We start from the raw sequence: 12,773 nt of genomic DNA on the forward strand, positions 1-12,773 counted from the left end.
GAAGCACGGGCCGGCTGATTGTGGCGCCGGGCTCGCGCGCTCAGGTCGCAGGCGCGGCGCAGCCGTGGCTGAACATGGGCCGCAACCTCGCTGCGCGGTGGAGACGACGTGTCCGATCCACGTCCGCATATTTCTTCTTGGGCGTTAGAAGTATTCTTAGACAGCTTCTACCGTATTCGCCGCGCGCCGCGCGCGGCCAGCCGGACGGCGCGCGCGCTGATCAAAAATCCAAGACGCAGCCGACTGTTACGAGCGGCTTCGATCATCGACGCGGGCGCGGGACGGCACCGATTTCCCGAGGGGATCGAGAATCGTCACAATCCTCTACCTGTCGGGTCATTGATGTGACCTACCTTCGCCATACGCCTCCGCAACGAGTCGATCGTTCCATCGACGTTGCAGCGAGGAAAGCTTGTCCAGACCGAACCCACTCTTCGATCGTCCGGCGCGCCTTGAGGGCGTGCACGGCCATCCTCGCCGGTCAGCCTCCTGCCAAACCCGCGCCGGAGTTGCGGCCCAGCCGAGAGAGGGATCTGCGCGATGAGCCACCCCGTGCACATTCGCCCCAACGAGGCGAAGGCGGTCGAACGCGACGCGTCGCTTGGATCAATCGATCAAGCCATGCGGCACCCCGGCTTCACGCCGGCGTCCGCCGGATCGCTGCCGGAGAGCGGAGCTGCGCTCGAGCCGTGGGACGAGCACGCCGGCGAGGCTCTCGGCGCCGGGACGGCCGTCGAGCCGCTGCGCGATGTGCTCGGCGGTCTCGCCGAGATCCTTCGCGCCGAGCGCCATCCGGCCGGGCGGCAGCAGGATCATCTCGCGATCGAGGATCACGGCGTCGTGCTCGATCGCGCGGAGCTGGAAGGTCTTCCGGGCGTCGTGCTCAACACCTTCGATGTCGACGGTCCGGTGTGGCTCGCCGTCGAGGCGATCGCTGCGAGCGAGCCGCCGGCGATCAATGCCGATCTCGACATCTGGGTCGAGCCGTCGTCCGATCCGGAGCGGCGTCCGTCGCCGCGCGAGAGCATTCAGGTCACCGTCGACGAGATCGAGAAGAATCGCCTCACCTTCGCCCGTCATGCGCGGCCGGAGGATTTCTCGCCGGCCGCAACGCTCGGCGCCTGGACCGGGAAGCTGCGCCTCGAACAGCGGCCCGATCTCATGCAGCGCATCCAGCGCTATGTGAGCGGCGCGTGGACGGCGTGGGCCGATGCCGAGCGCCTGCGCCGGCGCACCATGGCGATCCATCATTGCCTGAGCGACATGGCTGCCGCGGCGCGCGCCGACCAGGCCACGGAGATCATGTGGGGCATCGCGCTGTCGCCGGTGCGGCACGGCGGGCGCGACGTCGAGCTGCCGCTGATCGAGCGCCCGGTCGAGATCGAGATCATCGAACGACCGGATGCCGAGATCAGGGTCCGGCCGCGCTTCGCCGGCGCAACCGTCAACATGCGCGCGCTCGACGCGACGGCGCCTGATGCGGCGTTCGCTTTGCGCGACAAGCCGGATCGCCTGATCGAGGCGCTCGAGCAGCGCGGAGAGCTGTCGCCTTTCGCGCCGATCGACCTCGAGCAGATCATCAGCGCCGCCGCTGTGCAGCCGATGCGCGGCTTCGACGGCACCGACGCGGGCTCCGCCGGGATCGCGGCCACGCGCTGGGTGCTGTCCGCGCGGCGCAGAGCCGACAGCCTCGCGCTGCGCGACATAGAACGTCTCAAGACGGCGATCGAGCATGCGCCGCAGGCCGCGTGCTGTCTGTCGACCGCGGTGAGCGCACTTGTGACGCGGCCTGAGGAAAGAGGCGTCGGCCACGCGCGCCGGCATCTCTCCAGCATCGTCGGCGGCCCGATCGATATCGCGGCTGAGCCGATTCCCGCCGCCGTCGAGCATGGCGATCTGTTCTTCCCGCTGCCGGCGGCCGCCGCGGACGCCGAGATCGTGCGCGAGCTGTCGCGCGCGGACGGTCTCGTCGTTCAGTCCGGCCACCGCGACGATCGGGCCGCCGCCGTCGTCAATGTGGTCTGTCATCATCTGGCGCTCGGCGCGCGCGTTCTCGTCGTGTCCAGGAACGAGACCGCGCTGTCGCTGCTGTACGACAAACTGCCTTCGGCCATTCGCGAGCTGACCGTCAGCTCGACCGGCTCCGACAAGGACGTTCTCAGAAAGGCCGAGGCGCTGGCGAGCCGGCTGCAGTCGCTCGTCGACCCGGCGGCCCCGCGCGATCAGGTCGCCCAGATCGGGCGGATCGAGCGCGACATCATCTCGAAGCGGTCGCAGATCGCCTCGCTCGACGACGAGATCGCCGAGATCATCCGGCGCAACCTCCGGCTCTCCGGCCGCGTGCCGGAGCTGCCGCTCGCGCTGTTCGACGGCCTGGCCGGCGCGCATGACTCGCATGCCTGGTTCACCGATCGTCCGAAGCGGCTGCTCGATGGCGCGGATCCGGTGGTCGCCGCGGTCGACAAGGCGCGGGAGGCGCGGCTGCGTCTCGGCGAGCGTCTCCAGCATATCGACGACGCGTTGCCGGAGGCGGCGGCGCTGCCCGACGCCGCCACGATCCTGCGCCTGCACGCGGAGTTGCGGGAGCAGGCGGGGCGGGCGTCGGAGGCCGGCCGCGACGAGGATCTTGCGCTCGATGCCATCGCGACGTTCGGGCTGGACGCAACCGGCCGCCTCGCGTCCGATCTCGACGCCCTGGTCGCCGGCCACGAGGCCATTGCCGACGACGCCTGGCTCGCCGCGCTCTCGCCGCTGGCGGCAGGAAAGAACGATGGTTCCTCGCATGCCGACAAGGTCGTGGCCTGGGCGCGCGACGCCTCCTTCCAGCTGTCGCGCAACGCGGAATTCGCCAAGCGGCCGGTGCAGGCCCCGGTCGAGGCCTTCACGAAGCGGGATGCGATCCGCGTGGTCGAACGGCTGGCGGCCGGTGAGAAGCCGTTCGCGCGCTTCTCGCCGTCGCGGCGCGGTTTGAAGGCCGCGGTCGACGCGATCACCGTCGATGGCAGCGCGCCGGCGACGCTGGCCGACTGGCAGTATGTCGGGCGTTTCCTGCTGTGGCGTCATGAATTGCATGCGCTGCGCGGACGATGGACGGCGCTTGCAGCCAAGATCGACGCGCCGGCGATCCAGCTCGGATCGGCGCGGGCGTTCGATGACATCGAACGCGTCGTCAAGGGCGTGGAGGCTGCGATCGTGACGGCCGCGCTCGCCGTCCGCAACGTGTCCGATGCCTGCCGCAAGCTGTCGATGCCGGAGAGCGACGTCGGCGCGATGCTAGCGGGCGCGCAGCGGCCGACCGCCTTCGCGACCGCCATCCGCAGCGTCATGAAGCGCGTCTCCGGACCGCTGGTCGAGCTCGCCCGGATCGGCGAGCTGTTCGCCGGCGCCGGCGACCTCGCGGCCGCCGTCCAGGCCGGGGTGCTGTCGCAGGTCGGCGATGCCGAGGCCGAGCCCCAGGAGTTGGAAGCACGCTGGACCGGCATCCTCGCCGATATCGAGACCATCCGCGCGGCGAGCGCGGACTATCAACTGATCAGGACGGCCTGCCGGCTCGTGACGGCCGCGGGCGCGCCCGATCTGGCGCAGCGGCTGCGCTCGGAGCCGACGGCGGACGATGCCGCGCAGCTTGCGAGCTGGATGACGGCCTGGAATCAGGCCGTGTTGATGCAGATCGAGGATCCCGAGGCACGGCAGCTGCTGCACGATCTCGCCGGACAGCGGTCGCGGCTGGAGAAGCGAACGCTGGCGCTGTTCGAGCAGGTGATCAGCGCGCGCATGTCGCTCGGGATCGCGCAAAGCGCCAACGGCCCGGTGCGGCAATCGCTGAAGCGGTTCAGGGACACGATGCAGAAGATGGCGTCCGCCTGCGCCGGCCCGACGTCACGCCGCCTTCGCGTCGCGGCCCGCAAGTCGCTCGAGGGCTGGCTCGAGGAGGTCCCGTGTCACATCATGCCGGCGTGGCGGGTGGCCGAGCTGCTGCCGGCGCGGATCGGCACGTTCGATCTCCTCGTCGTCGATCCGGCGTCGCGATCGGATCTGCGTGAGCTGACCGCAATGCTGCGCGCCCGCAAGGTTCTGGTCAGCGACGACGGGCGCGATCAGGTGACCCGCGCGGGCGGCAGCCATGATGGCGCCAGCCGCAGCGAAGCGAGGCCGCCGCGCAGCCTTCCGCCGGCGCTGCGTCCGCTGCTGCAGCCCGGCGCCTCGCTGCGCGATCTCGCCGAGGTCCTGTTTTCCGATCGCGTCATCGTGCTCGGTCCCCGGGCCGCCGGCGGCGAGGCGCTGCCGGTTGCCGCGCCGGTCATGATCGAGGCGGCCAGGCCGGTCGGGACGATGCGGCCCGAGCGGTCGCGCCCGGCGCGGGCGGCTGCCGTCGCACCGAAGACGTCCGCGCAGCGCAACGCGACGCACACGCTCGAGGAGGAGATCGCCACGGTCGCGAAATATCTCTCGATGGCCCGTCGCTCCGGCGTGGACGCCGGCCCCATGGCGCCGCGCGATCAGCCGCGCTCCGGCAGCGCTGCCGCGGTGTCGAAGGCGTTGCCCGACATCGGCGTTCTGCGCCGGCGCCCGGCGCCTGCGACCGCCGCCGATGCGGTCGCCGTTCCCGCTCTCCCGCCGGCGCTGCCCGAGCGCGTGACGGTCGTGCAGCCTGCCGGATCGGACCAGGCGGTGCCGCGCCCGAGCGCTGCCGTCGATCCGTCGCCGGTCATCATCGACACGCCGCAGCCGGGTTCGCCCGCACCTGCGCAGGACAAGATCGTGCCGGTCGCGCGCGAGCCGGCCAAAACGATCGATAGGACGATCGACAACACGGTCGAGGCGGCGACGCCGGCCGTGTCCGCCGCGCCGCCGGAGGAGATCAAGATCCATTCGTCGCTGGTCGAGCTGGCCTTCAAGGCGGCGGAGACACCGACCGTGCCGCGCAGGCGGCTGCCGAGCCGGCGCGTGATGGCGGTCGCCGCGGCCGGCCTGCTCGTGATCGTCGGCGCCGCCGCGTCGTGGGAGCGCGCCTCGCAATGGCTGCAGGTGCCGCTGAGCGATGCGACCGCAGCGTCGGCGCTGCCCGGCGAGCCCGCTCCGCGCAAGGTCAATGCTGAGCGCATCATGCCCGACGGCAAGCCGGCGGTGGCCGCGGCGGCGGATGAGCATGCCACGGTCGGCATGAACGTGCCGGTCAGCACGCCGGCGCAGGCCTATCTCTATCACGAGGATCCGCAGGATCCGAAGGGCAAGCGCTTCCCGGGCAAGGTCACGTGGTCGCTCGAGCAGGGCAAAGGGCCGCGGGCCGATGCGTCGGCTTCGATCAAGGGCGAGGTCGAGATCGAGAACGGCGCCAAGGTGACGATCTCGCTGCGCAAGAACGCCGAGCTGGAGCTGCCCGCCAGCCACGTCATGGAGCTGGCGTTCAACTGGGCGGATGCGAGCGTGACCGGGCTGTCCAGCATGAGGGGCATCGGCCTGAAGGGCGAGGAGGCGGAACGCGGCACCGCGCTGGCGACCCAGACCGCGAAGGTGACGCCGAAATACTTCATGGTCGCGCTGTCCGCCAACGAGGTCGATACCAAGCGCAATCTCATGCTGCTCAAGGGCAAGCAGTGGTTCGACATCCCGATCGTCTATGAGGGCGGCAGCCGCGCGCTGCTGTCGATCCAGAAGGGCAGCGACGGCGACCGCGTGTTCAAGGACGCGTTCGCCAGCTGGGGGCAGTAAGCAATTTCGGCAGCGGCACGAAGCGAGGACGGCATGAGCGAGAGTTCAGCGTTGCGATGGCTGCGGGCACCCCGGCTGGCCGAGGACACGCTGCCGATGGAGCAGCGCATGGTCGCTTGCCGGCGCTGTGGCCGCAGCGTGGAGGTGTCGCTCAGTCCGATGCGGCCACCGGCCTTCCTGCGTATCGAGGACCAGGTCGAGTGTCCCGAAGTGCAGGAGCGCGGGACCGGCAAGGACCAGGGCGGACTGTTGTTGATGATGTGCGGCGCGCTCGAGCAGTCGCTCGATGCCGAGTGGGAGGCGGCCGAGGCCGAAGCAGCGCCCGCGCCCGAGCCGCCGCCGTTCGTGGCGCCGACGCCGTCATACGCTGCGCCGGAGCTGCTGGATGCCTTGCAGGACAGGTGGGACGACGGCCATAGCGATGATCGCAAGAGCGCGCCGCCGGCCGGCTGGCTGCAGTCGCTGCGCGCAAGATCCGCGGGACTGCGCCGGGGAATGGTGCGCGCCGTCGTCGCCGTCTCGGTTCTCGGCGTCGTCTTTCTCGGCGGCGTGCTGCTGCCGCTGCGCGAGATCAAGCTGCTGATCCAGTCGCCGCCCGGTTCGCTGGCGGGGTCGTCAAGCGCGCAGCGCGACGCGTTGGTCGCGCCGTCGACGTCGCCGCACCGCATCCTGCTGGAGAGTGCTGCCCCGTCGCCCGGCCCGCGGCCGGCGCCGAGCAGCTTCGTCCCGCCGCGTCCGGCGACGGGCGCCGAGGCTGCCTCCCAACCCGCCGAGCCCGCGGCTGCGCCACGCCCGGCACCGGAGCCCCAGCCGAAGCTGCGCGTGCCCGAACTGGTCACGATCGCGGGCGGCAGCTTCTCGATGGGGGGCGACGACGATTCCGAGCAGCCGGCGCATCAGGTCAGCATCAAGCCGTTCTCGCTCGGCAAGCATCCGGTGACGGTCGGTGAATGGAAGAGCTGCGTGAGCGCGGCAAGCTGTCCCGACATCGCCATCGGCGGCGATGATCGTCCGGTCGTCAATGTGAGCTACGACGACGCGCAGGCCTATCTCGCCTGGCTTTCCAGGGCGACCGGCAGGACGTTCCGGCTGCCGACCGAGGCCGAGTGGGAATACGCCGCGCGCGCCGGCCAGCGCACCCGCTATTGGTGGGGCGATCGCATGCGTCAGGGCATGGCGAGCTGCAAGGGCTGCGATGGCGACGCCGAGCTGGACCTGCCGCCAAAGATCGCCACCACGCAGGTCAACCCGTTCGGGCTCTACGACATGGGCGGCGGCGTCGGCCAGTGGGTCGCGGACTCCTGGCACAAGAACTACAAGGGCGCCCCGGTCGATGGATCGGCCTGGATCGAGGACGGCAGCTACGCCCGCGTCATCAGATCCGGGTCCTGGAAGAACGGTGCGTCCGAGGCGCGCGCGGGAAGCCGCGACCGCTATGACGGCCGCATCCGCCATCCGACCCTCGGCTTCCGCGTCGCATCGTCACCATGAGGGGATCTGAATGTTGCGGACCAATTCTGGGCGTGTCGGCCTCGCCTTGCTGATGTCGCTCGCGCTCGTGCCGCCGCCCGCATCGGCCAAGGGCACCAAGGCTGCGAAGGACGCGCGTGTCTACTTCATCTCGCCGTCCGATGGCGAGACCGTCACCGGTCCGCTCATCTGCCGGTTCGGCCTGCGCAACATGGGCGTGACCCATGCCGGCGACGATTTCGCCGGCAGCGGCCATCATCATCTGCTGGTCGATGTCGACGAGACGATGCAGGCCGGCGAGCCGATCCCGCGCGACAAGAAGCATATCCACTATGCTGCCGGCGAGACCGAGGCGCGGATCGAACTGCCGCCGGGCAAGCACACGCTGCAGCTCGTGCTCGGCGACACCCGGCATCTCAACTTCGATCCGCCGTTGGTCTCCGAGAAGATCATGATCACGGTGGGCAAGCCGAACGGATCGGAGGAGGCACGCGCGACCCGCGGCACCGGCGAGCGGCGCAAGGTCCTCGAGCGCGCCTCGGCGCCCGAGCCGCTGCAACTGCAGCCCACGGTAACGCCGGAGATGACGAAGTCGCCCGAGAGCTCCGACTTCATCAGCCGGGTGCTCACCGGATCGAAGTAGCGCCGGACCGGCTCCGATCCGCCGTGGCTGTCCTCGCCCCGCGAGGAGTGCTGCCGCGAGGCGCGCGAGTGTTGATCGCGATCGGCAGACGTTCCCGCACCATCACCGGCGCCTGCGTTGGCCGCTCTGCGGCGGCGAGGCGATCCATCGCCATCATTGTCCGCGGCGATGAGGGATGACGCATCTCGAACGCTGCATCACGCCTGCGAGAGACATCGTCGCGCTGGGCGACGAGCGAAGTTCGCCGCGTAGTTCAGGCACGTTGTCGTGACGGGGCCTGAGGCTCGACTGCGCCTCGTTGTTGAAGCTTCCGGCGCGTTCTCTCCTGCACGAAAAACGACGTTACGCCGATGCACGGACGTGCGCGGATCGACCATCGCTGTCGGCATCTGCGCGCGAGGGCGTAGGCTCGACTCCGCTGATGACTTGATCGCGCGACGACCATGGAGCGCTGATAAAATATTCGTGTGACGTAACGTCGCAGCTCGCGGCTGTCGGATCGTTTGTCGCCGCATCGTCGTCACAGCTGCAATCCGGCAGGAGTATGGTCGGCTGCGTCGTGACGCCGATGTGCTCGGCGCGCGCGGAACCGAGCGAGGACGTCTCGCTGCCGATACGCCTTGCGAATCAATGTCACTTGCAAGGGTCGCGATCGGCGTGCGGCCCGCGCATCAGAAAAGATCAGTCGCCGGCCGACATGGTTCGATCGCAGCCGGAGCGCATCTGGGTCCGCGAGCCAGCGACATTGCGGCTGGATGTAGGGCGCTTTGGGCCGCGCACGCGCGCCGGAGGCCGTTGCCGGTAGCGGGCAACGTCCAAGTTTCGTTGAAATCTCCCTCCCCTTTGTCTCCCGCGCATCGCGCGCTCCGCAGCGCATCGAATCGCGCAGAGTTCGAGGAGGGTTTGATTGTGAAGATCGTCAAGATCATCGCCGTTGCGTTCGCGGCAGGGCTTGCGTCCGGCTCGGCCGCACTTGCCGACGGCTACAAGGATTGCACCAAGCTCGACAAGGCGTCGTGGAAGACGACGGCCGACGCCGAAGCGAAGGCAAAGGCTGCGGGCTACGAGGTTCGCCAGACCAAGATCGAAGGCTCCTGCTACGAGGTCTACGGCGTCAAGGGCGGCAAGCTGTTCGAGCTGTTCTACAGCCCCGAGGACCTCGCCCTGAAGCATACGAAGGCGAAGTGATCTGACGATCATGCGTGACGCAGGACAGGCACAGCGGAGCGTCGTGTCCGGGACCCAGGCGAGCTCACGGTCGGGCACCGTGGCGATCTGGGACCTGCCGCTGCGCGTCTGGCACTGGGCTCTCGCGGCTTTCGTGCTCGTCGCCTGCGTCACGCCCAACACGTTCGACCGGCTGCACCGGCTGGCGGGCTATGCCGTGATCGGTCTGCTCGCCTTCCGGCTGATCTGGGGCATGATCGGCAGCCGTCACTCGCTGTTCGCCCGCATCAGCCTCAAGCTGCGGGCGGCCCCTCGCTATATCCTCGGCATCTCGCGCGGCGACACTGGACGTTATCTCGGTCTCAATCCGGCAGGGGCGGCGATGCTCGTGGCGATGCTCGCGCTGCTGACCGTCTCGACCGTCACCGGTGTCATGCAGGTGTCGGTGCGATTCTTCGGCGTCGGCTGGATCGAGCAGGCCCATTCGCTGTCGTCCAATGCGATCATCGCGCTGATTGCCGTCCATCTGCTGGGGACGCTGTGGATGAGCGTGCTGCAGCGGGAGAACCTCGCCCGCGCCATGCTCACCGGCCGCAAGCGCGTGCCGGAGCGCGCACAACGCTCCGCGCAACCCGGACCGTCGGCATCGCGCCCGTCCGTCGCAGCGAAGATCGGGCCGGAGACCGCGCCGGTCACGGCAGAAGAGAATGTCTCGGTCGTCCCGGATTTTCCGCCGCTGCGCGCGGCGCCAGCCGTCGCTGCCAAACCGCCCGCACCGGCGCCGATGCCGCGATCGGCTGGCGTCCACGACAAGCGTCTCGGCGTCGGACGGTGAAGCGCGGTCGACTCCGCGCGTGTGCGCTAGCCGGTGGATCGAGCGCGGATTGGCCGCGTGCCATATTCGTCACGACGCGCTGATTGCGTGGGCGCCTGCCGTCGAACGTGTTGTTGAACTATCAGTTCGCTCTGCGATCAATCGATACCGAATCATCAGCGCGCGCCGGTCGCAGCGTGCGATGATTCGTCAGTTGATCTGCTGTCGTTGGGTCCGTTGTTTCATATTAGCACAGCCTGCAAGTAGACGCGTTTTCGATCGAGCCATTCGATCGCAGTCGCAGGCGCTTTGTCGTGCATGATCGAATTATTCCGCTGTTCATTCGATTCGCCGAACTAATTATTTCGCGCGCGTTTGTTGATGAAGCGAGTTTGCCAAAGTTCGACACGGTAATTTGCCGCATTCAAAGACTTTATAGGCGTTCTACGCAGTGTCGGAGGCTCGCCGAAATCGCGAGCGTAGAAAACATCCGGCGCACGGGTGAATTCGGGACAGGGACATACATCATGAAGACATTCGGAAAAGTCGGGTTTGTAGGAGTGGCAGCGCTGATGATGGCCGGCTGGGCGCTGCCTGCGGGCGCAGCCGAGACCACGATCGAGATCTCGGTGAAGGACAACAAGTTTCAGCCGGCCGAGCTGAAGGCGCCTGCCGATACGCCGATCGTCTTCAAGATCAAGAATCTCGATGCCGCGCCGATCGAGTTCGAGAGCGAGCCGCTGCAGTTCGAGACGGTGATCAAGCCGAACATGGAAAGCGTGGTGAAGGTCAAGGCGCAGAAGCCCGGGCGGTACGAGTTCTTCGACGACCTGCATCAGAGCAACAAAGGCACGCTCGTCGTCGAGTGATCGATGGTCCCCGCGGCCTCTGGCTTGAACCCGGTCGCGGGACCGCAATCCGCATGCGGTCGAACATGATGGAGACGGCGCCTTTTGCAACGTGCAATTCGACAGGCGAGCATACCCGGACGTCGCGCAGGCCGCGACGTGCCGCGGTGTCGGGAAGAGACGGTGGCGATCACCGTGCTGTTCGTGACGCTGGCCGGTGTCGCGCCGTCGCATGGTCAGACCGCCGTCCAGGACTCGCAGGCCAGGGCCTATGCCGACCCCGGCACGACTGAGAGCGCCCCCCTGGTGATCGTGCCCGGCCGTCGTCGCCAGCCGGTCCGGCCGGCCAACGGCAATGGGCCGGTCGTGATTCCGCAAGTCATCATGGCGCCGGGCGGCACGGATTCGGAGACGAAGGAGCCGGCGCAGGTCGACGAGCGTTCGCCGCCGCGGCCGAGATCTCCGATCGACAACGGCGCCGGTGCGCTGCCACAGGCGGCGCGCCGCGATCCACCGCCGCGTCTCGCGCCGGTGCGCAACGGATTCTTCGGTGCGCCGTCGGCCGGACTGCTGGTCGGCGGCTGCCTGGCGACGCCTGGCCGGCTGTCGATGACCAACGTTCCCAATCGCTGCCTCGACGCGCTGGCTTTCGCCGTCAGTCCGCCGCCGGCGACGCGCGGTGTGCTGCCGCGCAATCTGCCGCCGATCCCGCGGCAGGATGCGCAACCGATTCCGCCGGTGCTCGCCGACAAGCCGAAGATGCGGCTGCCCCCGGTGAACAAGGGGCAGAAGCCGCAGCAGGAGCCGGCGCCGCCGATGATGGCGGAGGATCCCTATGAGCCCAAGGGCATCACGGTGGGAAACTTCGTCCTGAAGCCTGCGTTCGAAATGTCCTCAGGCTTCGACAGCAATCCCGGGCGTGTGCCGAAGGGCGCCGGCTCCGGCTTCGTCAGCGTTGCGCCGGTCCTCCTGGTGCGCTCTCAGTTCGACCGACATCTGCTCAACGCCGATGTGCGCGTCGGCTATATCGACTATGCCAAGCTTCGGCAGCTCTCGAGGCCCACCGTCGACGCCAAGGTGAATGGTCGCTACGACATCACCGATACGTTTGCGCTCAACGGCGAGGGCCACGTTGCGGTCGATGCCGATGATCCCGGCACGCCGCGCTTTGCGGGACGGTTCGCGAAGATCCCGCTGGCCTCCACCGTCGGCGGCTCGGCGGGCGTCACGAAGCGGTTCGAGGATTTCGAGGTCTCGACCAAGGCGGCGATCGACCGGGTCGCGTTCCAGAACGCGCCGCTGATCGACGGCCAGATCGTCAGCAACGCCGATCGCAATTTCGTCCAGTACGGGTCGCAAAGCCGCGTCACCTACAATCTCACGCCGGAGATCCGGCCCTTCGTCGACGTCGCCGTCGATCGCCGCGTTCACGACATCGCCGTCGATGCCGAAGGCTTCCGCCGCGACTCCACCGGCACCGCCGTCGAGGCCGGCGTGACGCTCAACTACGCCGACAAGCTGACCGGCGACGTCGCCGTCGGCTATCTCACGCGCAAATTCCAGGACCCGCTGCTCAAGCCGGTGAACGGCTTCATCGCCGACGCCAACCTCACCTGGCAATATGCCAAGGAGACCGCGGTGATGTTCGGTGCCAAGTCGCAGGTGGTCGAGAGCACCGAGGTCGGCATCTCCGGCGTGCTCAAGCGCGACGTCACCGTCGGCGTCGAGCATCAGTTCGAGCCCTGGCTGGTCGGCACCTTCCTCGCGGGCTATGGCCAGGACGCGTTCACCGGCACGACGCGGGTCGACAATCGTTATCTGGTCGAGCTCGGCATGCTCTACAAGTTCTCCCGCCTGCTGCAGTTCAGGGCGAGCGTCCGGCGCGAGGAGACGCGCTCGAACTTCAAGGAGAACGATCTCTCGGCCACCGTCGTGCAGGTCGGCGCCCGCGTGCAGTATTGACCCACCGAACGCAGCGATCTGTCGTCTCCATGGGTTCGCTGCTCGTGGTCGAGCTGGAGAGAAGGCTTCGGCGCGCGAGTTTTCCCACGAATTCCTCGGCGTGTTCATGGCCCGGTCTGCAGCGCCGCACACGTTGCAGCGCCGCCCACGGTGCTCC

At 68.4% G+C, this 12,773-nt stretch carries 8 protein-coding genes; all 8 read left to right on the forward strand.

Translation table 11 applies throughout. From position 1 onward, the window contains the following. Positions 1 to 108: 108 nt before the first annotated feature. A complete protein-coding gene (locus BRAS3809_RS36225) occupies positions 109 to 348 on the forward strand; it encodes a hypothetical protein (protein ID WP_139017461.1) in 240 nt (79 codons plus the stop codon). A gap of 192 nt (positions 349 to 540) precedes the next feature. Continuing rightward, positions 541 to 5,712: an ATPase AAA gene (locus BRAS3809_RS28395; protein ID WP_008965454.1), complete on the forward strand. Its 5,172-nt coding sequence runs from the start codon at positions 541 to 543 to the stop codon at positions 5,710 to 5,712. Positions 5,713 to 5,745: 33 nt separating this feature from the next. Then, the gene (locus BRAS3809_RS28400) at positions 5,746 to 7,203 is read left to right on the forward strand and encodes a formylglycine-generating enzyme family protein (protein ID WP_008965455.1); all 1,458 of its coding nucleotides are present in this window, start codon (positions 5,746 to 5,748) and stop codon (positions 7,201 to 7,203) included. A gap of 10 nt (positions 7,204 to 7,213) precedes the next feature. Beyond that, positions 7,214 to 7,825: a DUF4399 domain-containing protein gene (locus BRAS3809_RS28405; RefSeq protein WP_008965456.1), complete on the forward strand. Its 612-nt coding sequence runs from the start codon at positions 7,214 to 7,216 to the stop codon at positions 7,823 to 7,825. A gap of 903 nt (positions 7,826 to 8,728) precedes the next feature. Then, positions 8,729 to 9,013 carry a PepSY domain-containing protein gene (locus BRAS3809_RS28410; RefSeq protein ID WP_008965457.1) on the forward strand — a complete coding sequence of 95 codons (285 nt, stop codon included), beginning with the start codon at positions 8,729 to 8,731 and terminating at the stop codon, positions 9,011 to 9,013. A 10-nt stretch (positions 9,014 to 9,023) separates the two neighbouring features. Then, positions 9,024 to 9,827, forward strand: a complete 804-nt coding sequence (locus BRAS3809_RS28415) for a cytochrome b/b6 domain-containing protein (protein WP_052523498.1) — start codon at positions 9,024 to 9,026, stop codon at positions 9,825 to 9,827. A 506-nt stretch (positions 9,828 to 10,333) separates the two neighbouring features. Continuing rightward, positions 10,334 to 10,675: a cupredoxin domain-containing protein gene (locus tag BRAS3809_RS28420; RefSeq protein WP_008965460.1), complete on the forward strand. Its 342-nt coding sequence runs from the start codon at positions 10,334 to 10,336 to the stop codon at positions 10,673 to 10,675. Between the two features lie 84 nt (positions 10,676 to 10,759). Next, complete coding sequence (locus BRAS3809_RS28425) at positions 10,760 to 12,616, forward strand: outer membrane beta-barrel protein (protein WP_035659160.1); 1,857 nt, start codon at positions 10,760 to 10,762, stop codon at positions 12,614 to 12,616. The last annotated feature ends 157 nt before the right edge of the window (positions 12,617 to 12,773 follow it).

Origin of the sequence: Bradyrhizobium sp. STM 3809, assembly GCF_000239795.1 — a bacterium.
Taxonomy (GTDB): Bacteria; Pseudomonadota; Alphaproteobacteria; order Rhizobiales; family Xanthobacteraceae; genus Bradyrhizobium.